This window comes from Pseudoalteromonas sp. T1lg122 (assembly GCF_002964825.1).
Classification (GTDB): domain Bacteria; phylum Pseudomonadota; class Gammaproteobacteria; order Enterobacterales; family Alteromonadaceae; genus Pseudoalteromonas; species Pseudoalteromonas gelatinilytica.
Window position 1 is genome coordinate 557,728 of the sequence record NZ_PQCG01000001.1, and the last position, 26,859, is coordinate 584,586.

Below are 26,859 nucleotides of genomic sequence, written 5' to 3' on the forward strand. Positions count from 1 at the left end.
CAGTGATAAGATTGGCTTGGCTGTTATGCAGCTTTTTCGCATTTAGTGCATTTGCAGAACCCCAGTGTGTGAACTGTCATCAAAGCCAAGTTGAAGACTGGCAAACCTCCCATCATTTTCATGCTATGGAAAAAGCCACTCCCGCTTCAGTGCTTGGTAATTTCAACGAACAAACCCTCGACTATCAAGGCCAGCAAGCGCGCTTTTATCAACAAGACCAACAACTTTTTATAAGCATGCCAAACCTTGAGGGCAAGCTGACTGCTTACCCTGTTTTATACACATTTGGCTATGAGCCATTGCAGCAATACATGTTTGATATGGGTCAAGGCCACATTCAGCTGTTTCCATTTGCATGGGACTCACGCAGTAAAACAAACGGTGGCCAGCGCTGGTTTGTACTGCATCCTGAGCAGAAAAAACATGACCTATTTCATTGGTCGCAAAAAGGCCAAAACTGGAATCACATGTGTGCCGATTGCCATTCAACGGATTTCAAAAAGCAATTTGATCTTAAAACAAATAGCTTTGATTCAACTTATTCAAGTATTAACGTGAGCTGTAAAGCGTGCCATGGCGATACACAAGCTCATTTAAAATGGGCTGATGGCGATAGCAGTATTGCTGAAAAAGGCTTTACGCATAATATTAAAAAGCAAACCCCACTGTTTACTCAACACGCTGATGGCAGTATGCAGAGCGTGCAGCCTCTGGTAAAAAGCGAGCAAGTGCAAGTGTGTGCAACCTGTCACTCACGCCGCTCACAACTCGACGACCGCAAAGACCCTCATAGTTTTTTACAACACTTTCAAGGCTCATTACTGACTCCTGAGCTTTATCACGTTGATGGTCAAGTGTGGGACGAAGATTATGTTTGGGGCTCATTTTTACAAAGTAAAATGTTCAATGCAGGGGTAACATGTAGTAACTGTCATAACCCTCATTCGGGAAAATTAAAGCTGCCGGGTAATCAAACCTGCACGCAATGTCATAGCCAAGAGGTGTTCGATACGCCTAAACATCACGGTCATAAAGTGGCAAGTACAGGCAGTCAATGTGTTGATTGTCATATGCCCACTACTACTTATATGCAAGTTGATGCAAGGCGCGACCACAGCTTTCGGGTACCGCGTCCAGATTTAACATTAAAAACCAATGCCCCAAATGCCTGTAATAGCTGCCATGAAGATAAGACACCGCAGTGGGCGGTTGCCAAAATAAAAGACTGGCATCCTCATTCAAAACACCTTGGCACTGCGCATTTTTCGGAGGCGTTTTATGCTGCCGATAATCGTTTACCTAATGCCTCAACCATGCTGACCAAAATAGTGCAAGATAAAAGCTTTCCTGAGATTATTCGCGCTTCAGCATTAAGCCGCTTAGCAGCAAGCCCAGATAATAATGCTGTCGTTGCGATTGCTCGCTCAGTAAAAGACAACGAACCATTAAAACGCCAAGCCGCCATTGAAGCGGCTATGCCATTTGATATCAATCAGCGCTGGCGCCTATTAAACCCGCTTTTAGATGATGAACATTTACCCATCAGAGCCGAAGCTGCAAGAGCACTGGCGGCCATGTTAATTCAGCCATTTCCGGCTGGTCTTAATGAACAAGACAGCAAGCGCTTAAATGCAGCCCTTGATGAGTACAAAGGCATTCAAGAGTATCAAGCAGAGCGTGGCTATTCCCATACCAATTTAGGCAATTTGGCGCTCACATTACAAAAGCCTGAGCAAGCCAAAGCACATTACCTGCAAGCAATCAGTGTTGAGCCTATTTTTGCTCCTGCTTATGTCAATTTAGCAGATTTATATCGTAATCAAGGTGATGAAAAAGCAGCGCAAACCATCTTAAAACAAGGCTTAGACGTAAATGCAGAAAGCGGCGATATTCATTATGCCCTTGCAATGAGCCTTATTCGCACAAAACAAAAAGACACGGCCCTTAACCATTTACAAAAAGCCGCGCAGTTCGCACAAGAAAATGCAAACTATCAGTATACCTACGCGTTACTGTTACAAGATTTAGGCAATATGCCCGCAGCCATAGCGGCCCTTGAGCGCGCCTTTAATCTAACACCGAATAACCCGGATATTAGCTACAGTTTGGCACAGTGGTATGTGGCACAAGAGAACTACAAACAAGCGCTGTTTTATGCCAGAAACCTCGCCCGCTTGGTACCGGGTAACCAACAAGTTGAGCAGTTTGTAAAACAGCTCGAAATGATGAATAGCATCAATTAATAAGTATTAAAAAAGGGCCTAACAGGCCCTTTTCAACTTAACTTATGGATAATAATTAATGACCATAGTTTAGTGATTTTGCTTTTTCGATTGCTTCATTCACGTTAAGAGACGCTGACTCTTGACGTGGTGGGAACTCTACAAAAGATTGTACATGTTCGTTTAACTTAGCAATGATTGGCTGTAGCAACCAGCTCTTACGCATGATTTGGTGGAAACCTGTTACTCCATCATAGTGCTCTAATGGATCTTTACGTAAGTTAAATAGCTTAGGCATGCTATGAGTTACCATGTCTTCGTAATATAAGCCATTTGGTTTAGTCGCAAAGTGCATTTTCCATGGACCAAAACGCACTGCTGTAAGCTGTGACTCATAGTAATAGAAGAAATAGTTACGCGCAGACTTATCCGCCTTGCCAGTCCAGTAAGCTAGGTTATTTTCACCATCAATATACACTTTATCTGACTTTTTAAGCTTTTCACGTAAGTTCTTTTCACCTAATGCAGCCGCAATTGTAGGGAAAACATCTTCATGCGATGAAATACCATTTAGCTTTAAGCCTTTTGGTATTTTGTTTGGCCAACGAACTAAGAAAGGCACACGTACGCCGCCTTCCCAAGTTGTCATTTTTTCACCGCGGAATTCAGTTGTACCTGCATCAGGCCAGCTTGATTGCTCAGGACCATTATCACTGGTGTAAATAACAATGGTGTTATCGGCAATTTTTAGCTCATCAAGTTTATCAAGCAGCTTGCCTACATGACCGTCATGTTCAATCAGGCCACTACCAAATACGTCTTCTTCCGAACTAATGCCCGTCGCTAAGTTTCGGCTTTCAGGTTTTAAGTGAGTGTAAACGTGCATACGGCTAGACGCATGCCAAATAAAGAAAGGTTTTTTTGCTTTAACTGCACGTTCCATAAAGTTAAGTGAGCGCTCTAACACTTCTTCGTCAAAAGTTTCCATACGTTTACGAGTAAGTGGGCCAGTATCGATGATTTTGCCGTTGGCGTAAGATTCGATAACACCACGTGGACCAAATTTTTTCACAAACTTAGGATCTTTCGGGTAATCCGCTTGTTCAGGCTCTTCGGATACATTGAGGTGATACAAGTTACCGTAGAATTCATCAAAGCCATGCTTTGTTGGTAAGTGCTCATCTAAATCACCTAAGTGGTTTTTACCAAATTGCGCAGTCATGTAACCGCGATCTTTTAAAAATTCAGCTAGCGTAGGATCGGCTTCTTTAATGCCAAGCGGGTTACCCGGTTGGCCTACCGTTGTTAAGCCTGTTCGAATTGGTAATTGCCCCATTAAAAACGCAGCGCGACCCGCTGTACAACTAGGTTGTGCATAGTGGTCTGTAAACAACGCTCCTTCGTTAGCAATGCGATCAATATTGGGGGTTGGGTAGGTCATACCGTGCGAGTATGCACTGAGTGAGATTGGCGCAACGTCATCAACCATAATGGCTAATACGTTTGGTTTATCTGCTGCTAGGCTTACCGTTGAAACTAAGCCACAAATAGCCGCCGCTATTAGTTTTTTCATAAATCATCCCTTTTCATTAATAGTACTTTTTACTCTAGATGAGCAGCTTTCAGTATAGATTAAAAAACAAACCAGTCTAGTCTCTAAAAGCGGCAAAAACGATTTAAATCAAATTTCCACAAAAATCACACATTTTTATTAAGCCACTGAAAAACAATAGCAAAACAATACTTAAGTGCTTTTTGATTGCCTCGTTTTATTTACTGAGGCTTGTTCGATTTTTGTTCTCGCATTTGTCACTATTTTTATGCTATTTTTATTTCAGAAAGGAATAAATGGATGCCTCTTTAGAGGCTGAAGTCGAGAATTTATTAAGCTAAAAGTATCTAATTTCAACTTATATAAACTAAAAAACATTAATTTTTCAAACTTTTGTGTAAGGAAAACACATGACTTCTCTTCGATTCCCCTCTTTACTAACGCTTATGATTGCAGCTTCGAGCCATGCGGCTGAGAAAAAAGAAGTACAAGACATGTCAGACCCTCTGGCCGTTTATACTCAAGTAGGAGTTGGCGCTACAAATAAAGGGCTCAATTTCAAAGTTGGCCAAGCATACGATACGGGCATAGCAACAACTGCCGGCATGAATGTGATTGAAGTAAAAGGCATATATGGCGATGCGCTAGGCTGGGAGAGCGATAGCAAAACGACGGATTCAATTGACTCATTCCGCTTTCGAAACTTCTCAGTTGACTTAAGCACTATGAGTGCAACACAGATTGATGCCAACTATAACCTAAATGCCAACCTTGTTGCTGACGAAAGTATGGATGTTTCGTATAGCTATATAAAAGCACTAAAACCTATGGGGCGTTTTACCTTTTACCCGTTAGCTGGTGTGGGTGCATCGCTCGGTGAAAATACGTTAGAAGATGATGGTAGTCGTGACAGTGGTTATTCCATTATGGGAGCCTATGGTTTAGTGGGTATGTATGCAAAAATTACTATTAACGATAAAATTTGGCTTAACTACAATCCATTTTGGCTAACAACTATCGGAGGTAGCGATAACTATAAAGACCACTACTACGGTCTAAACCAAAGTCATATTTTGACCCATGAGTTTGCAGCAAGTTATCAAATTAACCCGCGTATGAATCTACGCTATTTCGCAAATTGGAATGAAAACGTTGACTTTATAGATGGTGATCATCGTCTAGAATTTAATTATCAGCTATAAATTAAAATGTGAAATAAAGAATAAACAACAAGGTAAGGGATTAAGTGAAAAAAGTTGTATTAATAACTATGCTTGCAGCAAGTTTGTTAAGCACACAAGGCGTTGCATCAAGTTACGATGAATATGCAATAAAACCTGCAGAGCAGCAATTAAGTAATCAACAGCAAAAAGTTGATGAGCCCATTTCATTTTTACCTATTCCGACTTTTATTACGGAGCCAGCTGTAGGGCCTGGTCTTGGTGTTGTTGGCTTATTTTTTCATGACAACGAAAAGAAAGCCAAAAAGAAGAAAAAAGACGGCTCTACTCTGCCACAAAGTATAAGTTTGGTTGGCCTCATGGGCACTAAAAATGGCACCAAAGGCGGCGCTGTTGGTCATATTACGTTTTGGGATGAAGACCGTATTCGCTATCAAGGGATTGTTGGCTGGGCGAGTATAAACCTTGATTTTTATACCTTCGACGAGATCAAGCTACTCACACCATTATCGTTGAATATTGAAGGTCCGGCGGTGTTTCAAAACCTTAAGTTGCGCTATGACGACAGTAACTTTTTTTACGGCTTTAAACAGATTTATCGTCAAGTAGAAATAAGCTTAGCCGAAAACCCTATCGAAGATTTTCTGCTCGAAAACGATATTATCAAGGACCACCTTTCACTTGATGTAAATACGTCAGGTATTGGCCCATTAATAGAATACGATAGCCGAGATAACCCGCTTAACCCTGAGCGAGGTTTTAATTATAAGGCCGAATATTTATATTATGATGAGGCAATTGGCAGTAAAGTTGATTACACGAGCTTAAAGCTTACCGCCTTAAATTACTGGCGTTACACCGATAAATTCAATTTTGCTCTGCGCATGCAGTATGACTCAGTTAATAACCGAGGAGAGAAACGCTTACCGGTATATATTCCGCCAAGTATTAGCCTTCGCGGTGTGTCTGCAACTCGCTATCAAGGCCTTGATGTATTTGTTACCGAAGCAGAAGCGAGCTATAAAATCACTCACAAAATAAAACTCAATGTGTTTACTGGCATGGGCTGGGCAGCCGATAACTTTTCTGACTTATCAAAAGCTGAAACCATAGACACTGTTGGTGCAGGCTTTCGCTATTTAATTGATGAGCATTACGGAATTAGTATTGGCTTAGATGTAGCCCATGGCCCTGAACAAAACGCAATTTATATTCAGGCGGGGTCTACTTGGTAACTCAAACTAATACTTTTGTTATTAATTTAACAATAATTTAAACCTAAAGATTGAATTAATTTATTTCATTGCTATTATCAATAGCTCATTAAATATTCAGGGATTGAACGGATGCATAAAAAAGTATCAACCAACCATTATCCATTCAAAGATTTTAAACCCCATGGGCTTGTCGAGTTTTATCAGCGTGAACATGTGCTTTTAACGACTGCTACAGGGCCTTTCAACGAAGAGATTATTGACGCGCACTCTTTTATGCAAAAAGATTACATCAACAAGCTCAGCGCTGATTATGGTCAATGGTTTGAATTGGTTGAGTTTGAAAACTCATGCATGGCAACACCAGGGGCGCTTGAAAAACTAATGGTGTATTTTGTTGAGCTTAGACGAAAAGGCATCGCACCGGCCAAAACAGCTTTAGTGATAAAAGAAGGGCTTGAAGGCGGTAGTTTGCTTAGCGATACCTACTGCAATTTATATAAACGAGCTGGCATGGTAATGAGTGTATTTAAGTCAAAAACAGCGGCCCTTAACTGGTTAGCAGAAGAGCCTGTGACTGAATTAGCCAGTTAACACACAATTTAATTTAAAAAGTGTTGCTCTTCTTCACGCAAGGTCACTCCCCTTAGGGTCTACCAAACGCTTAGCTAAAGATACTGCTTAATTACAACTCAGCTATCATTTTAACAAGCGCTTGAGTTGTCCATTCAAGTTCATTGAATTTAATATCAGGTTGATAATAAAAGCCTTTTTCACGTGGTCTATTTACATAAACCTTTATCGGCAGAATGACTTTAGCAAAACCTGAAGGTAAGGTTTCGAGCCTCACTTCCATATAGGTAGAGTCAGTACTACTTGGTGCGCCAACTAATTGTGTGTTTGCAAACAGCTTAAAACTATCCAGTGCATCTAGACAAGCGCTGGCACATTGCCCTGGCACAATCACATAAACGGGTGTGGTAAACTGACTGGCGTTTTTTGGCATTGCTTGTTGCTCTGCTGAGACTATCTCGACATAAAATTGTTCACCCTTATCATAAGCCGCCTGCATACTTTCGTGGGTTGTCTTTAACCATTGATACCAAGGGCTAGCCGTATCATAGCTTGCGACTACATCGCCAAAATAGTCAGTATTGCCTTTAGAAGTTCGCCACCACACTTGGGTATTTTTGTGTAACTTATAGCGGCCATATTTAAATTGTTCACTGCCCCAAAGTGCTGAGGCTATTTGCTCACTCCACATCGATGAGCCACCTTGATTATGGCGAAGATCAAGTACCACAGCTTTAGCTTGCATTAACTTATCATGTTGCTGTTCAATGGCGCTCAGCATCGTTTGGTAATCTGCTTGTTGCTGCTCATTGGGTGCATACGTTGGCATACTGATCCACGCAATATCCTTTAAAGGCCAATTAAGTTCGATTGGTAACTTATCGCCATTGTAAGCATGTTTAAGTTTGCCACTGACATCATCAGGCCTAATACGCCAATTTAACTTTAAGCTGTAAACAGAGCCGTCGGCTTTTTCAAACGTGCAGTGATTAAGCGGCGACAAAAATGGGTTTCCGTCATCAATAGTTAGTCGCCAGCCATGATTCCACCAACTACCGGGTTGCTCAACTTCGCCGTAATAGCGAAAAACACGCTCAACGAGCAAAGTATTAATTGCTGTATTATCACAGCTTACGAGCTTATCACCCTTGGCAACTGTATCTAATTCGCTGTAATACACTTTTAACGCATCACCGCGCCATACAGTTGAAAAACCCGGCCAACTTCTTTGTGGTTTTAATTCACTTGGTAAGGTATCAATCGCTCCCGCGTGACCATCTTGTAGAACAGTTCTAAAACGTGCAATAGCCGCAGCAAAACCTTGTGAACTATGCGCTTTTACAGCCAGCTTTAAGCCTTCTTGCTTTGCTTTTTCAAGCTGTTTAGCAAAGCCTGGATTACGTACATCATGCATACCAGGGTGATTGATAACCGATAACTGATAAGCCGCTTCAACATCTTTTATAGCAAGTTCAGACCAATTAATTTCAGAGTGAGTGACTGTACGACCCTCATCGGCGCGACATAGATTCACACCAAAAGGGCTAAAGTTTAGAGCTGTAAAGATGAGTGAAAAGTAAAGCGTCAAGCGTTTCATAAAAATCCATTTTAAATAATTATTATGTTTAAAAATCACCCTATTTAATCACTAAGGCATTGTTATGGCAATAAAAAGGACTTCACATGTGAATAGATTAAAAAAATTCATCTATCAGGTTTATTTTAATCGTTTGTCGATTTAGAGGGATTACTCTAAAGTTAACCCATCAGCGCTTTTAAGCTAAACAGCTTCACACCATTGAGAGTGTATGCGCTAACCGAATTGTTGTCACAAAAAGTCTAGCTTGTGTGTTCTCTGGGCTTTTTTATATACCGAGTTACTGCACACGCGGTAACTCAACCACATTGTTGTCAAAAGCTTAGCTTGTGTGTTCTCTAAGCTTTTTTATTCCGAGTCACGGCACTTGCGGTGACTCTACCATATTGTTGTCAAAAGCTTAGTTTGTGTGTTCTCTAAGCTTTTTTATTCCGAGTCACGGCACTTGCGGTGACTCAACCAAATTGTTGTCAAAAGCTTAGTTTGTGTGTTCTCTAAGCTTTTTTATTCCGAGTCACTGCACTTGCGGTGACTAACCAAATTGTTGTCGAAAAGCCTGGCTTGTGTGTTCGCCGGGCTTTTTTATGCCCGTTATAAAATAACTTGCCAATACGCTACATCAATCCACTGCCCGAACTTTTTACCAACTTGCTTAAAATGCGCGACTTTTTGCATATTATGCTTCTCATGCAAGGCGATACTTGCTTCATTAGGTAATGCAATGCCTGCCATAACAGCATGTACATTTTGCATTTTTAACTGAATAAACAGAGCGGCGTAAAGTTGGGTGCCAATCCCCTTTGTATGACTATCAGCATCTAAATAAACCGAGATTTCCACTGAGTGTTGGTAAGCTTTTCGTGCTTTCCAAGGTGTTGCATAACAATATCCAATGACATTACCTTCAGCTTCAGCAATCAACCAAGGTAAGTCAGCATCAAGATTAGCCTGTATTCGCTTGGCTATTTCAGTACCTGTGATTGCCTCAACTTCAAATGTCACCGTACTATTAACAACATAGTGATTGTAAATTGCAGCAATGGCATCACTATCTTCAATCCTTACATTTCTGATCATGATTGAAAATTCCTTACTCAACATTAATTAATTGGTTAATTAATAACAGAAAAGTAAGTTTGGAAATACATATACGCAAAAATAAAAACGCCACTAGATGTGGCGTTTGGGTAGTTTCGACAACAATAAGAAATTGCTTTTAAAAGAAGCCCAGTGGATTCTCACTGTAACTTACTAATAGGTTTTTAGTTTGTTGGTAATGATCAAGGGCGAGTTTATGTGTTTCGCGACCTATGCCTGACTTTTTATAGCCGCCAAACGCAGCATGCGCAGGGTACATGTGATAGCAGTTGGTCCAAACACGACCCGCTTCAATCTTACGACCAAAGTGATATGCACGGTTCATATTTCGACTCCACACACCTGCCCCTAAGCCAAACTCTGAGCTATTAGCAAGGGCTAACGCTTCGTCTTCATCTTTAAAAGTCGACATTGAAATAACCGGGCCAAAAATCTCTTCTTGGAACACACGCATGTCGTTAGTGCCTTTTAATAGCGTTGGTTGAATGTAGTAACCGCCATTAAACTCATCAGACAGTTGCTCGACTTCGCCGCCCGCAAGCACTTCGGCTCCTTCTTGTTTACCAATTTCGATGTAGCTTAGGATCTTATCAAACTGAGCTTGTGATGCTTGAGCACCCACCATGGTTTCGGTATCAAGTGGATTACCCCGTTTAATTTGTAGAGTTCGGGCAAGAACACGTTCAATAAATTGCTCGTAAATATCTTCCTGAATAAATAAACGCGATGGGCACGTACACACTTCACCTTGGTTAAAGTACGCAAGTACAGCCCCTTCAATCGCCTTACTCAAAAACTCATCGTCTTTTTCCATGACATCGTTAAAGAAGATATTTGGCGATTTACCACCTAGCTCAACCGTCGAAGGAATAATATTATCAGCAGCACATTTTAAGATATGTGAACCCACTGGCGTTGAACCAGTAAAGGCAATCTTCGCAATTCGAGTACTGGTTGCCAGCGCTTCGCCCGCTTCTTTACCATAGCCATTTACCACATTTAGAACACCTGCAGGCAACAAGTCACCAATCACTTCAAGCAGTACTAATATAGATGCAGGGGTTTGTTCAGCTGGTTTTAAAACAATACAGTTACCCGCAGCAAGGGCTGGTGCAAGTTTCCACGCAGCCATCAACAATGGAAAGTTCCAAGGAATAATTTGCCCTACTACACCTAGTGGCTCATGAAAATGATAGGCCACCGTGGTTTCGTCTATCTCACCGATTGAGCCTTCTTGCGCGCGCACACAACCTGCGAAATAGCGAAAGTGATCAGCCGCGAGTGGCACATCTGCCGCAAGTGTTTCACGAATTGCTTTACCGTTATCCCAGGTTTCGGCCACAGCCAGCATTTCTAGGTTTTGTTCAATGCGATCAGCAATTTTTAATAAAATATTGCTACGCTCTGTGACTGACGTAGTTCCCCATGCCGCTTTTGCATCGTGGGCTTTATCAAGTGCCAGTTCGATATCTTCTTTTGATGAACGAGGAACTTTACAAAACACTTTACCATTTACTGGGCTGATGTTTTCAAAGTACTCTCCCTTTACAGGGGCAACCCATTGGCCACCAATATAATTCTCATACTGCGCTTTAAAGTTAACTTTTGCGCCTTCACTACCTGGATTTGCATAAATCATAATGTGTTCTCTCTTCAAATTGTTGTGTTTTATTTAGCATTGACTAAATTATGCGGTAGGTTATTGTTTAATGAACCGCTAACAGTTGAAGTTAGCTCAGTTACTGAAAACACACTTGATTCCCAGTCCAGACTTTTTGACTATTTGTCCAGAATTTAGGACGACAGCGAGGCAACAATGAACACATCAGTTAGCAATAGAAGTTTAGATAAAAAACGACAACGTATTGATGTGCTTATTGAAAATAAAGTCAGTTTTGCGGGCGAACATGCTGAATTAAGTATTTACGACACCTATTTAGATGCCCAAAAAGTGGCGTTACATTCCACTGAATTATTATTTTGCGGCATGATCAGCGGTAAAAAAATCATGCATGTCGCCGACAGTGATTATCATGAAGAGTTTTTACCAAACCAGTCATTTGTACTTGCCCCAGAGCAAGGGGTGCTAATCGATTTTCCCAATGCATCTCTTAATCAACCAACAACCTGTTTAGCGATTGAAATCAGTACCGACAAAATAAGCCAAGTAGTTGATGCTCTTAATTTTAACCAGAAAATTACCCAGGATGACTTTTTTCAATATCAAGCCAAGTTAGTGCACGCACAGCATAACCTGCAAACTCAACAACTGCTTGAGCGGATGATCACCCTGTTTAGCGAAAATGAGCAACACCGTGATTACTTAATTGATTTATCACTTAATGAACTCATAACCCGCCTGTTACAGCAGCAAAGCCGAGATTTAATGATTGCAAGTTGTAAGCAAGGCAAGCTCACAACTCCATTAAGCCATGTAATTAGTTATATAGAACAGCATCTTGCAGAGAATATTGATATTGATGTGTTATGCAAGATAGCCTGTATGAGCCGCAGTAAATTTTATCAGCAATTTAAGCTGGCATTTGGTGTTACGCCCGCTCTTTGGCAACAGCAATTACGCTTACAAAAAGCGTATAAACTGCTCGAAAAAGGCGAGGCAATTAGCCAAGTTTGTTACCAATTAGGCTTTAATAACCCAAGCCATTTTAGCCGTGTATTTAAACAAGCCTTTGGCGCAACCCCAAAGAGTATCGCTAATCATTAAGTTCTGGATTGCGATGAGAATAAACGCGATAGGTTAAGGCAAGTAGAATACAAATAGCACTTGGCACATAAAGCGCCGCAAAGGTCATTTTTGCAAATAACCACGCCCCTGCTAAGCCACCAAATATAAAGCCAATAATGATTAGGCCGAACAGTTTAGCCTTACGTTTATCAAGCGCCTCGCCACGTAAAACCCGACCAAACATAATACCTAAATCAGTAAAAATACCCGTTACATGGGTTGTACGCACAATTGCACCACTGTAAGTTGTTGCCAAGGCGTTTTGTAATCCACATGCCGCAGACGCTAAAAAGTGCCCGTAGCCAGAGCCATTAAACAATAGCCAAAGTGCGCCCAGTAAAAGCCCTGCTTCAATGAATAATGCTGTGTCGTAATGACGACCTAGTTTAAGTGCTGAACTATGTAGCAAAAAACCAGCAATACCAGACCCAACTAAAAATGACAGTAATACGCCTAATAAATGCAAAGCATCAAGGCTATTGCCATGTATAAGATCTGCGCCAAGCAAGGTGGCAGTTCCCGATAAATGCGATACCGCTTGATGTTCAAAGCTAAGTAAACCAACTGCATTCACACACCCAGCCACCAGCGCCAAAATAAATGCGCCAATCTCAACCCATTTTGGTAACTTAGAAATCACTCGCTACTCGCCTTTTTCTCACACTCGTACTCATTCTTTTATGGTACGCCTATTTTTATGACTAAAAACACTTTTTTTCGACTCTTTATATGGTAATTTACAATTAAGTAAATCGATTAAGAACCTACAATGACAAAGCCAAAAAGTTGGACGCTGAAAAGTATTGCCCAAGAGTTAGGTGTTTCAAATGCCACCGTATCAAATGCGTTTAACCGCCCTGATCAATTATCGAAAGCACGCCGCGAAGAAATTTTGGCTGCCTGTAAAAAGCTCGGCTACTTTGGCCCTAACAAGGCGGCGCAATCATTACGCCGAGGCACCTTTAATATTGTTGCTTTAGTATTGCCAGACAGCGTTGAATATATGGTATCAGATCCGGTTGCTAGCAGTTTTATGCGCGGTGTATCAGCAGTGCTCGAAAAAAATGGTATTAACCTTTTATTATTTTCTGGTAACAGCGATAACCTTAATAGCGTGGTCGATTTTGTTGATGGCTTTATTTGTTATGGTCGCCCTCGTAACAAGCAACTTGTGGAACAATTAAAACAGGTCGCAAAACATGTGGTAACGGTTGATTTTAATATCGGTCGCGATGCCTCAGTAAACGTAAACAACCAACAAGCCAGCTTTGATATTGCCAAACATGCACTGCACAAAAGTGATGATCGGGTTGCTATTTTAGGCCTACGCTTACTCGATAACGACGTATTATGCCGAGTATACGAACATCATGAGTTTGAAGCCGGTCAGTCGATTGCTCATCAACGACTGCGCGGTTATCACCAAGCAATCAGCGATGCTGGCATCACCCTGGGTGATGATAGGACATGGAATATTCCTGAAAGCAGCGAGCGCTTTGCAAGCATTGCCGCCAAAGAAGCACTTAGCAGCACACCAAGACCAAACGTGTTGTTGTGCATGAGTGATTTAATCGCCCTTGCCGCCATGCGCGAAGCATTAAAAATGGGCTTATCTATTCCTGAAGATGTCAGGATTGTTGGCTTTGATGGCATCGATGAAGGCCAACGATTTGTGCCAAAACTCACCACTGTCCATCAAAATAGTGAAGAAAAAGGCCGCATTGCTGCGACCTTGTTTCTATCGAAAGAGCAGCAAACAGCCGAAATCGACTATCAACTGCAATTGGGTCAAAGTAGTTAAGCTAAAAAGTCAGCCAAATCAACAATGCGTTGTTCGCCTTCACGGTGATCAACAATGATCACTTCACGGCTAGCAAAATCAACTTTTAACTCGATTGAGCTGGTATCATCATGCCAGCTTAAACGACACACACTGCCTTCACCTTTTGCAATAAACTCACCGTTAAATGCTGGGTGCTCATTACGTAATTGAATCAGCTTGATCAAACCTTTCACCACAGGTTTAGCAAGTGCAGCATCAATGTCTTGTGCATTTAAGTAAGGGCGATTGATATCACGACCTACATTGGTACGAGCCAATAATTCCATATCGTTTTCACAAGCAAACAGGCCACCATAATAAACTTGTGGAATACCTGGCGCGAAGAACTGAATCGCACGCGCTAATAAATAATCGAAGTCATCTGCGCCTAAAGCATTGTAATATGTGCAGTTTACTTGATATAAATCGACATTACTTGCTGCTGCACCAGTTGCTAGACGGCTTTGCCCTTCACTCTTTTCATGAATGGTTTCAACCAAGTTATCAATTTGCGCTGCGTTTAATAGACCCGGTTTATCACCCATTGGGCCTGCGTCAATGATGCCAATGCCATCATGGGTATCGAGAACAGTTAAACAGTTACGCGGCGAAATGGTTAGCCAATTCAGTAATGCTTGCGCATCATTGCTAAACAAGCTGTGTAAAATAAGGGGTGGTAAAGCAAAGTCATAAACCATATTTACACGCTTTGCGACTTCAACCTGAGTTTGGAAATGGCTGTGGATCTCGGCAATGGTTTCCATACCCGCTTCATTAGCTTGTGCCGAAAGCTTATTTAAATACTCAAAAGTTTCATCCAACATAAAGCAGTTTGTGCCAGCTTCTTTAATCGCATAGCCTGCCGCATCTAAACGAATAATGTTGACATTATTATCAGCGAATTTGCCAAGCACCGTATTTAAATACTCGATACCCGCCGTTGATTTCACATTAATATCAATTTGGTTATCGGTAAATGTGGTCCAAAAATCATAGGTTTGGCCATCACCACACGCAATAGGTGTAAAGCAGCTACCCGGACGCGGACGGTAAATTGCTTGTTGCTCAGCCTCAGACATGCCATTTGGGAATACATCGTCTTTAGTTAAAAATAAATCCCAAAATTCAGATTGCTTACCTTTAGCGAGTACATCTTTAAATTGGAAAGATTGTGCTGAAACATGGTTAACAATTAAGTCAGCCATAAGGTCATAGTTTGCACCAAGCACGTTAATATCGTCCCACCTACCAAGGCGCGAGTCTACTTCACTATGATCAATAGGATCAAAGCCAGCATCACTGCCATCAATCGGATTATAAAATGGCAACAAATGTACACCTGCAAACACATTGTTAAGTGGGCCATTTAATAAATTACTTAATTCATCAATACCTTGACCAGTAATACGGTCTGCATAGGTGATTAATTGCACTTTATTGTTGATCATAATTGTTAATACCAAGTTGAAACTTAATCGATTAAGATATATCTTTAACCACGACAGCAAATTATTCAAGCAGTTTTTATAGTTTTTATACACTAATATACATAGTAAAGGCGCAGACCTTTCGGTGGGGATACAACAATGAATAGAACACACGATCCTTTGCAAACCATTAGATGGCTGACATACATGATGTTTTTTATGTTTGCGATGACCTCTGATGCGGTTGGTATGATCATTCCTGAGCTTATCGAAGAATTTAATTTAAGCATGACCCAAGCCAGTGCTTTCCATTATGCACCTATGGCACTTATTGCTTTTAGTGGCCTATTTCTAGGTTTTTTGGCCGACAGTTTTGGCCGCAAACAAACCATCATGCTGGGGCTCGGCATATTCACTATTTGTTGTTTTCTGTTCGCCGTTAGCAGTAGTTTTAGCATATTTGTAGTGTTACTTAGCTGTATTGGTCTTGCAATTGGCTTATTTAAAACCGGTGCTTTGGCGCTGTTAGGTGATATTTCTAAAAACAATTTAGAGCACACAAAAACCATGAATTTGGTCGAAGGCTTCTTTGGTGTTGGCGCCATTGTAGGCCCTGCCCTTGTCAGCTTTTTAATCACCCAAAAGGTAAGCTGGACCTACCTTTACGTTATCGCTGGGGTTTTATGTTTAATTTTAACCTTAATTGCTTGGCGTGCAGATTACCCTAAACCTAAAAAGCTTGAAGAACACGCTAAACCGGCCTCTCTTGCAACCACCATGAGTATGATGAAAAATCCATATGCACTGGGCTTTTCGTTAGCGATTGCCCTTTATGTTGCAACCGAAGTGGCTATTTATGTATGGATGCCTACTCTACTTGGCGATTACAACGGCCCGTGGCAATTACTGGCAACCTATGCACTGACCTTATTTTTCATTTTACGCGCTGCTGGGCGTTTCTTAGCGGTATGGCTGCTGAACCACTTAAGCTGGCAAGCGGCAATGCTGTATTTAAGCTTAGGAATTGCACTGTGTTATCTAGGTTTAATTTTCGGCGGCGTTGATTGGGCGGTGTTCTTACTCCCTTTATCTGGGCTATTCATGTCGATGATCTACCCAACTTTAAACTCAAAAGGTATTTCTTGCTTTGCGGTGCAACAGCACGGTGCAGTTGCTGGGGTTATTTTGTTTTTTACTGCCCTTTCTGCGGCAGCAGGCCCATTATTAATGGGTGTGATCAGTGACTATTTTGGCCACATTCGTTACGGCTTTTATCTCGCAACAGGTTTCGCATGTTTACTGTTTTTAGCCATGCTATATAACTACTTACGTAACCCTGCTGAGCAAGCTTTAGCGCAGCACAGTGCATTAAGCCACTAATTAAAAATCGTTAAAAATCAATTATCGAACATAAATTGTGCAAGTTTTTCACTAAAAAGACTTGCACTGTGTAAAATTATTGTTATCTTTACTTAATCGATTAAGATAGCAATTTAGACAACAAACCATCTGGGATTGAGACGAGGCACATTATGACAACACACAAACATGCCCTTTACACATTAAGCGCGCTTGCATTAGCAGTAAGCCAAAACTTACACGCCGAAGAGCAAGCACAACCTGAGGCTAAAAAAAGCGGCCTTGAAACAATCGTTGTAACCGGTGTACCACGCCGTACAACCATCATGGCATCGAGTTCTTCGGTTAGCAGTGTGACATTAGCTGAAATTGAAGTATCAACACCACGTTCTACCGCAGAAGCATTCAGAACAATCCCGGGTGTACGCTCAGAGTCGACGGGCGGTGAAGGTAATGCGAATATCGCGGTACGTGGTTTACCGGTTGCATCGGGCGGTGCTAAATTCTTGCAACTGCAAGAAGATGGCTTACCTGTTATGCAGTTTGGCGATATTGCCTTTGGTAACGCAGATATCTTCATGCGCTTAGATTCAACAGTACAAAGTGTTGAATCAATCCGTGGTGGCTCAGCGTCGACAGCAGCAAGTGATGCCCCAGGTGGTATTATCAACTTTATTTCAAAAACGGGTGAGAACGAGTCAGGTAGTGTATCAACCACTGTTGGCCTTGATTATGACTCAATTCGTACAGACTTTGAGTATGGTACTTACCTAAACGACAGTGTGCGCTATCACATTGGCGGCTTTGTTCGCCAAGGCGAAGGCCCGCGTGAAACTGGTTATACATCTAATAAAGGTGGCCAAATTAAGGCAAACCTAACCAAAGAGTTTGATGCTGGTTATGTACGTGTGTACTTTAAACACCTCGATGATAAGAGCGTAGGTTACCTACCTATGCCTATGTATTCAAATGGCGACTCAATCCCAGGTTTTGATTCACAATCAGATACGCCGCATTCAGCACTTTTCACACAAACGCTGCGTTTAAATGGTGATAACCAAATCAGCACGGGCGATATGACCGATGGTATGAACCCAGTTGTTACCTCAGTGGGTTTTGAGGCGGCATTTGATTTAGAAAACGACTGGCGTATCGAAAACCGCTTTAGAACATCATCAGTAAGCGGTAACTTTATTTCTCTTATTCCTGCAGAAGTTGCATCTGCAAGCTCTATCGCTTCTAGTATTGCTGGTGATGGTGCATCACTTGTATATGCCAATGGCGGTTCAGCTGGCGAAGCCTATGGCGATGACGATTTAGCAATGCGTATTCACACATTCGATGTAACGCTAAATGACATGGGTTCAATTGTTAATGACCTTAAATTAACTAAGTCGTTCTCTGATGACACCAGTGTAACCTTTGGTTACTTTGCATCAAGCCAATCAATCGATATGTCGTGGCTTTGGAACTCATATGTTATGGAGCTTAAAGGCGACAACGCTGCATTACTTGACGTTTACGCTGCAAATGGCGACAGCTACTCAGATAATGGCTTGTACGCTTATGGCACACCTTACTGGGGTAACTGCTGTCAACGTAACTACGATACTGAATACGAAACACGCGCACCTTACATTAACTTAGCCACTAAGTTTGGCGATTTAAGCATTGATGCAAGTGCTCGTTATGATTCAGGTGAAGCACGCGGTAACTACGCAGGTGCAGTAACATCGACTATTGATATGAATGGCGACGGTACTATCTCAATTCCTGAGCAAAGTGTTGTTGGTATTGATAACGCGAACCCAAGCATTGTTAACTACGACTGGCACTACAGCTCATACTCAATTGGTGCGAACTACCAAATTGATCCAAGCTTTGCGACATTTGCCCGCTTAAGTAAAGGCGGCCGCGCAAATGCAGACCGCTTACTATTCGGTAAAGTAGAAGCTGACGGCTCAGTTGCCGAAGCGGATGCAATTGATGAAGTAAACCAATACGAAATCGGTGTGAAAAAACGTTTTGATTCATTATCAGTTTTTGCTACAGCGTTCTACGCAGAAACTGAAGAGCAAAACTTTGAAGCAACATCACAAAAATTCTTCGACCGCGAGTACGAAGCAAAAGGTATTGAGGTTGAATCAACCTACTACGTTGGTGATTGGGATTTCCGTGGTAACTTTACTTGGACAGACGCAGAAATTGCTAAAGATGCGTTATCGCCAGAGTTAGTCGGTAATACACCACGTCGTCAAGCTGACCTAATCTACTCATTAATGGCAACTTACAACTTTGACAAAGGTGCTGCTGGCCTGAGCTTTATTGGTACAACGGATGCTTACGCACAAGACAGTAACGACCTTAAATTTGATGGCTATACACAAGTGAATGGCTTTGTAAGTTACAACCTGTCTGAAAACTTAAGCCTATCGCTTAACGTGAACAACCTGTTCGACACCGTAGGTATCACAGAAGCAGAAGAAGGCTCAGTACCAGATAACGACATTATCCGTGCCCGTACTATTAACGGCCGTACCACGTCGCTTACGTTAAAATATTCTTTCTTTTAACTCTCCTCCCTCGTTTTAGCCCAGTATTTACTGGGCTTTTTCGGCTTTAATAACCAATTTTTTCAACTACACTTAATCATATAGTCGTAATTACCCTCTTTCTAATAAAAAACACTGATAATAAGTTAATACTTTGATCTATAATCAGGATTGGTATAAGTATTAACCATATGAATTAGGAACATACATGTTTGTCTCTAGCAAAAGCCACTCTTTACTCCAAGATCAATACAACGCGCTATTAGCTGAAGTTGAGGCACTTAAAGCCGACAATCACGTATTACGTGACGAAAACGAACGCTTAGAAGCAAAATTACATCAGCAAGCTGATGATGCAGACCAACTGTTCCTTGCCAACTTATTGAATAGTTCGATTGAATGTATCACGCAAATTGAGGGCGTACGCCAAACTGTACTCGACTCATACCTTGTTATCGAAGAAGAAAGCCAAGTTACTTTACAAATAAGCCAACTACTAAACGACTCGAATAACGCTCTACAACATATTGTCAGTGAAATGGCGAGTATGGCAGGCAAAATGGGCAGCATGACCAGTAACATTACGGGTCTTTCTGATATGGCGGATAGCATCAATACCTTTGTATCAACCATTTCTAAAATTTCTGATCAAACCAACTTACTTGCGCTTAACGCTGCGATTGAAGCTGCCCGTGCGGGTGAAGCTGGTCGTGGCTTTAGCGTTGTTGCCGACGAAGTGCGTACGCTTGCAACCAACACCAATAAATCAGCACAAGAAGTGTCTGATCTAGTAAAAGAGATCATCAACAAAACCAGCGAAACGGTGACCTCAGTTGAAGATATCCAGCAAAATAATACTCAGCTTTCAACAAGTTTTGATACGCTGAACAATGACTATGGTTCAATCATGAGCCACTGTGATTCGATGAAAGAAACCATTATTAATGCTGCTACGCGCTCATTCGTGCAAACCGTAAAACTAGATCACATTGTTTGGAAAGGTGAAGTCTATGCGGTTGCTAATGGCACAAGTAACAAGTCGATTGATGACTTTTCAGATCACACTATGTGCCGATTAGGTAAATGGTATAATTCAGAGCAATCAAGTAGCTTCAAACAGCACAATGCTTATCGTCAATTAGAAGAGCCACATCGTGAAGTTCATCGCAATGGTGTTGAAGCGTTAGTCATGCTGCAAACAGGCAATAAAGACGCAGCGATTAATCACATAAATAAGATGGAAGCAGCCAGTGAACGAGTCATGCATTTACTGGATCAAATCGCCAATGGCTAATGCCTAATTACTAAAAATAATAAAACCGAGCTCCGATGCTCGGTTTTTTATCAAGTTACTCAACTAAGCCTTCTTGCAGTACTGGCATAACAGCTTCTTGCTGCTCTTGGCGCTTCACATAACTAAACAACATTAAGCATCCAAGGGCTAAACTTGCAGCTAGCATAGAGCCAAGGGTTGCAAACCTAAAACTATAAAACTGTGCGACAACCCCTGTTGCCCCAGCCCCGCACATAACACCCAGTTTAATGGCGTTCGTGTAAAACGCTGAGGTAAACCCTATTCGTTCGGGGAGCTGATCTTGTAATACGGTTAAGCCAATGCCCGCAAAAATACCGTAAAACAGCCCATTTAAAACTTGCAACGCGATTAAATGCCATACTTGAGTGGCAAAAAACACCCCTAAATAAAATACAATGGCACAACAAAATGCCACCGCAAGCATCGCAACTTTACTGTATTTTCTAGCAAGCTTTGCCCCATACAGCATGATAGGAATTTCTAACAGTGCCACCACACCCATAAACAGCCCCGGTGTATGTTCAGCAAATCCTAGTTCAGTAATGCTATAAAGCGGCAGTGCCGATGAATACATAATATTGCCCGTTGAACCAAGCATAATAGCTAAACCCAACAACCAAAATGATAAACTCGCTGCGGCTGCAGGCTCTCTGCCATTTTGTGATTTTTTAGCGCTGTAGTCAGGAATAAACTTAAATGCGAAGATTAGCGCAACCAAGGCACACACCGCAGCAAAGTAAAACGAGCGGCTAAACTCGCCTCCAGCGGCTAACAAATAACCAAGCGGCGGACCGCCCACCCAAGCAAAGGAAATAGCAGCTCGTAAACGCGAATTAAAACTGGTAATGTCGATGTTCTGTTGGCGCCCAGCCCATTGTCTTGCCACAGTCATCATTTGCGGAATTGCTGCATTGCCCATCGCAAGAAACAACACGCCTGCGAGCAAGACTTGCCAAAATGCAGTGGCATTCGCAAAGGTCACTAACGCACACACCATACCTGATACAGCCACCATAAATAACTTTCGCGCACTGGTGCCTTTATCAGCCATGCCACCTAGCCACTGACTAATAACTAACCCAGTAATGGTGACCGCCACCATATAAACACCTAAATACACGGGCGGTGTTTGCAGCCCCTCTACAATGAATAAGCTCATCAACGGGTTAACAAATGCTCCCATTAACCCAGTTAGCATACTTAGAAGAATAAAAATTACACCATGCTGTTTCAGCAATGCTTTCACTCGCAACCCCACATTAATACGACACGTGAACAGATATTTAAAGGGCGCAAATTATACACAGTTTTAGCGAAGACTTCATTTTGTAATACAAATTAAATTAAGCCCACCATTAATAGTTAAAACCTATCACAACGATAGAAACAATCAGTTTTACCAAATCAAAACACCTTCATATAATGGCTGCAACAAAACGCCAATGCCTTGGTGACTTATGAAGAGGTTTATTATGAAATTTAATCGCACACTGACTTTAAGCACACTTGCTCTTGCAATCAGCCTTCCGGCATCTGCTGCTACACTTACCAAAGACAATGGTGCAGCTGTGGGTGACAACCAAAACTCTATTACAGCTGGCCCGCGTGGCAGCGTTTTACTTGAAGACGTTCATCTAATTCAAAAACTACAACGTTTTGCTCGCGAACGTATTCCTGAGCGTGTTGTTCATGCTCGTGGTACAGGTGCACATGGTGTGTTTGTTGCGAGTAAAAACCTTGAAGACCTAACCATTGCTGCGCCATTTGCACAAGCAGGCAAAGAAACAGAGGTATTTGTTCGTTTTTCATCGGTTATTCACGGTAAAGGTAGCCCTGAAACTCTACGTGACCCACGCGGTTTTGCTACTAAATTTTATACAGATCAAGGTAACTGGGACTTAGTGGGTAACAACTTACCGGTGTTCTTTATTCGAGATGCGATTAAATTTCCAGATATGGTGCATTCATTAAAACCATCTCCGGTTGATAACATTCAAGATCCAAATCGCTTTTTTGATTTTTTCTCACATGAACCAGGTTCAACACATATGCTGACATGGGTTTATAGTGACCATGGAACACCAGCAAGCCTGCGTAAAATGGATGGCTTTGGGGTGCATTCTTATAAAATGGTCAACAAAGACGGTGACGTAAAATACGTAAAATTTCATTGGCTTAGCCAGCAAGGCATTGAAAACTTAAATGCTAAGCAAGTTGCTGAAGTACAAGGTAAAGATTTTCAGCATTTAACCCGTGATCTGTACCAAGAAATCAATAACGGTAATTTCCCGAAATGGGATTTATATATCAAAGTATTAGACCCATCTGAACTGGATGACTTTGATTACAACCCGTTAGATGCAACAAAAATGTGGTTAGGTGTTAAAGAGACCAAAGTAGGTACCATGACACTAAACCGTATGCCGGGCAACTTCTTCCAAGCAACAGAACAAGTCGCTATGGCCCCTGCGAATATCATTCCGGGTATTGAACCATCAGAAGATCGTTTATTACAAGGCCGTGTGTTTTCATATGCCGACACCCAAATGTATCGCCTAGGTGCAAACCACCAGCAGTTGCCAATTAACCGCGCCAAAGTAGAAGTGGTTAATTACAACCAAGACGGTGCGATGAACTTTGGCCATACTACTAGCAATGTGAACTATCAGCCAAGCCATGAAAACGTGCAAGAAAACCCAATTGCTCGTAAGGCACAAACTAAGCTGGCTGGCTATGTTCAACAAGCAGCGATTAAAAAACAGCAAAACTTTGCTCAAGCTGGCGTGTTATATCAAAGCTTTACTAAACAACAGCGTACTAACCTGATCAACAACTTAGCGGGTGATTTAGGGAAGGTAAAAGATAGCAAGGTAAAGCACATTATGCTCAGCCACTTTTACAAAGCAGACAGCGAATACGGTACGCGCTTAACCAAAGCCGTCGGCGGTAACCTAGCAACCGTGAAAAAACTAGCAAACTCACTTTAATTCACTCTCCCAACCTTGATGAGGAAGGCATACCCTTCCTCTTTTTTAGGAGTTAACTATGCGTATTTTTGCTTTTCTACTGCTGAGCCTTTTATTAACAAGCAACCCTGTTAATGCTGATCAGCAAACCGATTCACAGACACAATATCAAACCTTACTTGCTTATTATTTTGCTGCTGCGCGAACCGCAGAGAACGACATCATTGAACAATTTGTTGAGGCCGGATTACCAATCAACAGTATTAATGAGAAAGGCTATACCGCGCTGATGATTGCCACTTACCATGGTCACAAGCAAACGGTAAACCAACTGTTAGCATTAGGCGCAAATGCTTGCCTTGAAGATAAACGCGGCAACACCGCATTGATGGCCGCAATTTTTAGAGGTGAATTTAGCATCGCTAAAACGTTAATGAAACAAGACTGTGACACAGAGCATGCGAATAAAGCAGGGCAAACCGCCGAAGCATTTGCAGCACAATTTGGTCAACAGCATGTACTCGCTTTACTTACGCAATATAAGAAAGCGAAACAATAAAAAAAGCCCAGTGGGGAAACTGGGCTTTGAGCAGTGAAACAATGTTAGTCGAAGGACACTGTCACTGGGTTAGAACAAACAGTATCAGATACACACACTTGATATTCATAGCTTGGTAACTCAGCTTTACGCTCTACATCGCGATAGAAACCACGATCAGCGACTGTTTCAAGTAGTTCACCATTACGGTAGATGCTTACTTGATCAGCCACAGTTTGCCAGCTTAAATCAACACGCATAGTACCTAAACGCGTTTTGTTAGCACGTTTAACCGATAGCTCAATTTCAACATCAGATACCACAACCGTTTGCGTGAACGTATCTGTTTGACCTTCACTATCTGTCGCAGTTAACGTCACTTCATAGCTGCCTGCTTGTGCGTAAGTATGCATAGGATCAGCATCTGTTGATGATGCACCGTCACCAAAATCCCACGCCCAAGCAACGATATCGTCATTGCTATCTGTGCTGGTGTTAGTGAAAGTGACATTTAAGCCTGATGTTTCAAATGCAAAGCCTGCTTGTGGCGGCTGCGGGCTCACTTCACCAATGGCGCTAAACGTCAGTGACCAGCTGTTTAAAGTACCGGTATCAGCAGACAGTACGTCTTTGACATTAAGTACCCAATCACCTGTCGCAACTTCGCCATTAAAGTTAGCCAGCGAGTAGCTTTGTACTAAGTCATCTGCACCACCGCCAGACTGGCTGTGAAGTGTTGCCGTTGTACCTTGCGGCGACGTTAATGTAACGATTAAATCACCAATGTAAGTATGAGCAATATCAATACTTGCATCCGTTGAGAACACAGTAAGCTCATCAGCTACCGTAATCACTGAATCAATACCCGTGTCATTGTTATCTGGGATAGACACTGGTGTTTCATTTGAGAAAGTAAAGTCATTTAAGCCAACAGGGTTAACAAACAATGACGCACTGCTTTGTTTCGCTAACTCACCTGATGTAGCATCAACAACAAAACTATAACTACCCCATGCTGTTGCTTCTTGTGTTGGTACGGTGAGTGTAACTACATCACCTGGTACAGCTTCTGTTTGCGATAGTGTTGCGCCCGCTAAATCAGCTTGAAGAGCTAAGCTAACAACGCCTTCCCACTGGGCGATTGAACCAATTTCAAAGGTATAGGTTGCTGTTTCACCCGCGGTAATTTGCTGTGAACTTGGCGAAACTGAAATTTTGAAGCTCGGTGTTGGATCAGCTTGCTCAAGTGCTTGATTCACATTTAAGCGATTGCCAGACACTGTTTTGCCTTGCAGCGCTTCATTTTGGTCGCCGCTATTCATTAACAACTCTTTAAGTTCAAGTGCTGTTAAATCAGGGTTGATCGAAAGCACGAGTGCTGCTGCACCTGCAACATGCGGTGTTGCCATTGATGTACCAGAATAGCTAGCGTAACCATTGCCCGGTACCGTTGATAGAATTGCACTACCTGGTGCACCTAAATCAACACTTGTTAAACCCCATTGTGAAAAGCTCGACATGTTATCTCTGTTGTCAGTACTGGCAACTGATAACACGCTGTCATGCTCGTAGTTTGACGGATAGTGAGGGTTTTGATCGTTATCAACCGCATCGTTACCCGCTGCCGCTACAAATAGAATATCAGCTTGTTCACTTGCCGTAATAGCATCTGCCAGTGCTTGGCTAAAGCCACCGCCACCCCAGCTGTTATTTAACACACGTACATTTACGCCTTGGTTTTTAAGATCAACCATGTAATCGATACACTTAATTGCATCTGAGGTTGAACCTGTGCCATCTGCACTTAAGAATTTACAACCCACGATTGATACTTCGTGGTTTACACCGACAACACCCGTGCCGTTGTTACCAGACGCACCGATTGTGCCCGATACGTGAGTACCGTGGCCTTGGTCATCCATTGGGTCACCTGAGTCGGTAATCGCATTAATACCGTGCACGTCATCGATGTAACCATTACCATCATTATCGATACCATCACCCGGAATTTCGCCTGGGTTGATCCATGCGTTATCAGCTAAATCTTCGTGGCTGTAATCAACACCGGTATCAATTACACCAACAACAACTTCGCGGCTACCCGTTGAGATTGACCATGCTTCAACTGCATCAATGTCAGCATCGGCGACACCACCTGTTTGACCTTCGTTGTGTAAACCCCACAGCGACGAAAAATCAGGATCATTAGGTACACTGGCAATCGATACACGGTAGTCAGGCTCTACATATTCAATAGCAGCATGGTTTTGTAGACGCTTGATAGCTTCTTTGCTGCTCATACCTGCAATTTTAAATTTAGCTAAACGGCCAGACAAAATGGCTGAATAGTTATCATCGACGCCATCTTTGTTGATATCGCTGATGGTGGCTTTAACTAAGCTACGAGCATGGGCACGCATTACAGCAGAGGTGCCTTTTTTATACATAACAAGTACAGAGTCTTCACTTGCACCAACGACGGTTGTTTTTGCTGGTGTGCTGACTTGTGCAGCACCTAAACATGGTAATAAGGCTAGGCTTAATACAGATAATTTAGTTTTCATATTTACTATCCATAATTAGTTGAACTGATCGAATCGCTATGACTCGACCACCAAAGCTCATTACTTCTGAATGATGAATATCACGTGGCATATTTCATAAATGGCAAATTGCAGATAACAGGCAAGAAAAAAA

At 42.0% G+C, this 26,859-nt stretch carries 19 protein-coding genes; 11 read left to right on the forward strand and 8 right to left on the reverse strand.

All coding sequences use genetic code 11. The annotated features are described in order from the left end of the window. The first annotated feature begins 2 nt into the window (after positions 1-2). Positions 3-2,243 carry a CDC27 family protein gene (locus C2M33_RS02575; RefSeq protein WP_233999076.1) on the forward strand — a complete coding sequence of 747 codons (2,241 nt, stop codon included), beginning with the start codon at positions 3-5 and terminating at the stop codon, positions 2,241-2,243. A gap of 55 nt (positions 2,244-2,298) precedes the next feature. Here C2M33_RS02575 and C2M33_RS02580 read toward each other — a convergent pair whose 3' ends face one another. Further along, positions 2,299-3,795: an arylsulfatase gene (locus C2M33_RS02580; protein ID WP_063701256.1), complete on the reverse strand. Its 1,497-nt coding sequence runs from the start codon at positions 3,793-3,795 to the stop codon at positions 2,299-2,301. A gap of 389 nt (positions 3,796-4,184) precedes the next feature. Here C2M33_RS02580 and C2M33_RS02585 point away from each other — a divergent pair, with 389 nt between their 5' ends. The 3 genes from C2M33_RS02585 (at position 4,185) to C2M33_RS02595 (ending at position 6,763) form a co-directional block, all read left to right on the forward strand. After that, complete coding sequence (locus tag C2M33_RS02585) at positions 4,185-4,976, forward strand: hypothetical protein (protein ID WP_063701259.1); 792 nt, start codon at positions 4,185-4,187, stop codon at positions 4,974-4,976. A gap of 44 nt (positions 4,977-5,020) precedes the next feature. Then, on the forward strand, positions 5,021-6,190 hold the full coding sequence (locus tag C2M33_RS02590; RefSeq protein ID WP_233999077.1) for a BamA/TamA family outer membrane protein: 1,170 nt from the start codon (positions 5,021-5,023) through the stop codon (positions 6,188-6,190). A gap of 111 nt (positions 6,191-6,301) precedes the next feature. Next, positions 6,302-6,763 carry a hypothetical protein gene (locus C2M33_RS02595; RefSeq protein ID WP_063701263.1) on the forward strand — a complete coding sequence of 154 codons (462 nt, stop codon included), beginning with the start codon at positions 6,302-6,304 and terminating at the stop codon, positions 6,761-6,763. A gap of 91 nt (positions 6,764-6,854) precedes the next feature. On the opposite strand, the gene C2M33_RS02600 is transcribed toward C2M33_RS02595, so the two are convergent. The 3 genes from C2M33_RS02600 to exaC form a co-directional block, all read right to left on the reverse strand. Continuing rightward, positions 6,855-8,339, reverse strand: coding sequence for a S41 family peptidase (locus tag C2M33_RS02600; protein ID WP_063701267.1), 1,485 nt, complete (start codon positions 8,337-8,339; stop codon positions 6,855-6,857). Between the two features lie 591 nt (positions 8,340-8,930). After that, a complete protein-coding gene (locus C2M33_RS02605; protein ID WP_105173620.1) occupies positions 8,931-9,416 on the reverse strand; it encodes an arsinothricin resistance N-acetyltransferase ArsN1 family B in 486 nt (161 codons plus the stop codon). 139 nt (positions 9,417-9,555) lie between these two features. After that, entirely contained in the window at positions 9,556-11,076 is a 1,521-nt protein-coding gene (gene exaC, locus C2M33_RS02610; protein WP_063701273.1) for an acetaldehyde dehydrogenase ExaC, read from the reverse strand. A gap of 177 nt (positions 11,077-11,253) precedes the next feature. Between exaC and C2M33_RS02615 the strand changes: the two genes are divergently transcribed. Continuing rightward, positions 11,254-12,162: an AraC family transcriptional regulator gene (locus tag C2M33_RS02615; RefSeq protein WP_105173621.1), complete on the forward strand. Its 909-nt coding sequence runs from the start codon at positions 11,254-11,256 to the stop codon at positions 12,160-12,162. On the opposite strand, the gene C2M33_RS02620 is transcribed toward C2M33_RS02615, so the two are convergent. Beyond that, complete coding sequence (locus C2M33_RS02620) at positions 12,152-12,823, reverse strand: YoaK family protein (RefSeq protein WP_063701278.1); 672 nt, start codon at positions 12,821-12,823, stop codon at positions 12,152-12,154. The two genes, C2M33_RS02615 and C2M33_RS02620, sit on opposite strands and share 11 nt — an antisense overlap. A 129-nt stretch (positions 12,824-12,952) precedes the next feature. On the opposite strand from C2M33_RS02620, the gene C2M33_RS02625 reads away from it, so the two are divergent. Beyond that, positions 12,953-13,984: a LacI family DNA-binding transcriptional regulator gene (locus C2M33_RS02625; protein WP_063701281.1), complete on the forward strand. Its 1,032-nt coding sequence runs from the start codon at positions 12,953-12,955 to the stop codon at positions 13,982-13,984. Here C2M33_RS02625 and gtfA read toward each other — a convergent pair. Then, complete coding sequence (gene gtfA, locus C2M33_RS02630) at positions 13,981-15,453, reverse strand: sucrose phosphorylase (protein ID WP_105173622.1); 1,473 nt, start codon at positions 15,451-15,453, stop codon at positions 13,981-13,983. The two genes, C2M33_RS02625 and gtfA, sit on opposite strands and share 4 nt — an antisense overlap. A 138-nt stretch (positions 15,454-15,591) precedes the next feature. Between gtfA and C2M33_RS02635 the strand changes: the two genes are divergently transcribed. From C2M33_RS02635 to C2M33_RS02645, 3 genes are all read left to right on the forward strand, one after another. Further along, entirely contained in the window at positions 15,592-16,812 is a 1,221-nt protein-coding gene (locus tag C2M33_RS02635; RefSeq protein WP_105173623.1) for an MFS transporter, read from the forward strand. Between the two features lie 152 nt (positions 16,813-16,964). Beyond that, the gene (locus C2M33_RS02640) at positions 16,965-19,364 is read left to right on the forward strand and encodes a TonB-dependent siderophore receptor (protein ID WP_063701290.1); all 2,400 of its coding nucleotides are present in this window, start codon (positions 16,965-16,967) and stop codon (positions 19,362-19,364) included. Positions 19,365-19,551: 187 nt separating this feature from the next. Continuing rightward, the gene (locus tag C2M33_RS02645; protein WP_063701293.1) at positions 19,552-20,637 is read left to right on the forward strand and encodes a methyl-accepting chemotaxis protein; all 1,086 of its coding nucleotides are present in this window, start codon (positions 19,552-19,554) and stop codon (positions 20,635-20,637) included. 55 nt (positions 20,638-20,692) lie between these two features. On the opposite strand, the gene C2M33_RS02650 is transcribed toward C2M33_RS02645, so the two are convergent. After that, entirely contained in the window at positions 20,693-21,904 is a 1,212-nt protein-coding gene (locus tag C2M33_RS02650; protein WP_233999078.1) for a sugar efflux transporter, read from the reverse strand. A 226-nt stretch (positions 21,905-22,130) separates the two neighbouring features. Between C2M33_RS02650 and C2M33_RS02655 the strand changes: the two genes are divergently transcribed. Continuing rightward, positions 22,131-23,645, forward strand: a complete 1,515-nt coding sequence (locus C2M33_RS02655) for a catalase (protein WP_105173624.1) — start codon at positions 22,131-22,133, stop codon at positions 23,643-23,645. Between the two features lie 58 nt (positions 23,646-23,703). Further along, positions 23,704-24,183, forward strand: coding sequence for an ankyrin repeat domain-containing protein (locus C2M33_RS02660; RefSeq protein WP_105173625.1), 480 nt, complete (start codon positions 23,704-23,706; stop codon positions 24,181-24,183). Between the two features lie 44 nt (positions 24,184-24,227). On the opposite strand, the gene C2M33_RS02665 is transcribed toward C2M33_RS02660, so the two are convergent. Continuing rightward, a complete protein-coding gene (locus tag C2M33_RS02665) occupies positions 24,228-26,726 on the reverse strand; it encodes a S8 family serine peptidase (RefSeq protein WP_105173626.1) in 2,499 nt (832 codons plus the stop codon). Positions 26,727-26,859 lie beyond the last annotated feature (133 nt).

What these genes read in the sequence shown, in the direction of transcription:
- C2M33_RS02665 (WP_105173626.1), bottom strand. Translation starts at nt 26,726, where the DNA reads ATGAAAACTAAATTATCTGTATTAAGCCTAGCCTTATTACCATGTTTA.
- C2M33_RS02595 (WP_063701263.1), top strand. Translation starts at nt 6,302, where the DNA reads ATGCATAAAAAAGTATCAACCAACCATTATCCATTCAAAGATTTTAAA.
- C2M33_RS02640 (WP_063701290.1), top strand. Translation starts at nt 16,965, where the DNA reads ATGACAACACACAAACATGCCCTTTACACATTAAGCGCGCTTGCATTA.
- C2M33_RS02585 (WP_063701259.1), top strand. Translation starts at nt 4,185, where the DNA reads ATGACTTCTCTTCGATTCCCCTCTTTACTAACGCTTATGATTGCAGCT.
- C2M33_RS02580 (WP_063701256.1), bottom strand. Translation starts at nt 3,795, where the DNA reads ATGAAAAAACTAATAGCGGCGGCTATTTGTGGCTTAGTTTCAACGGTA.
- C2M33_RS02635 (WP_105173623.1), top strand. Translation starts at nt 15,592, where the DNA reads ATGAATAGAACACACGATCCTTTGCAAACCATTAGATGGCTGACATAC.
- C2M33_RS02615 (WP_105173621.1), top strand. Translation starts at nt 11,254, where the DNA reads ATGAACACATCAGTTAGCAATAGAAGTTTAGATAAAAAACGACAACGT.
- C2M33_RS02605 (WP_105173620.1), bottom strand. Translation starts at nt 9,416, where the DNA reads ATGATCAGAAATGTAAGGATTGAAGATAGTGATGCCATTGCTGCAATT.
- C2M33_RS02645 (WP_063701293.1), top strand. Translation starts at nt 19,552, where the DNA reads ATGTTTGTCTCTAGCAAAAGCCACTCTTTACTCCAAGATCAATACAAC.
- C2M33_RS02660 (WP_105173625.1), top strand. Translation starts at nt 23,704, where the DNA reads ATGCGTATTTTTGCTTTTCTACTGCTGAGCCTTTTATTAACAAGCAAC.
- C2M33_RS02600 (WP_063701267.1), bottom strand. Translation starts at nt 8,339, where the DNA reads ATGAAACGCTTGACGCTTTACTTTTCACTCATCTTTACAGCTCTAAAC.
- C2M33_RS02625 (WP_063701281.1), top strand. Translation starts at nt 12,953, where the DNA reads ATGACAAAGCCAAAAAGTTGGACGCTGAAAAGTATTGCCCAAGAGTTA.
- C2M33_RS02655 (WP_105173624.1), top strand. Translation starts at nt 22,131, where the DNA reads ATGAAATTTAATCGCACACTGACTTTAAGCACACTTGCTCTTGCAATC.
- exaC (WP_063701273.1), bottom strand. Translation starts at nt 11,076, where the DNA reads ATGATTTATGCAAATCCAGGTAGTGAAGGCGCAAAAGTTAACTTTAAA.
- gtfA (WP_105173622.1), bottom strand. Translation starts at nt 15,453, where the DNA reads ATGATCAACAATAAAGTGCAATTAATCACCTATGCAGACCGTATTACT.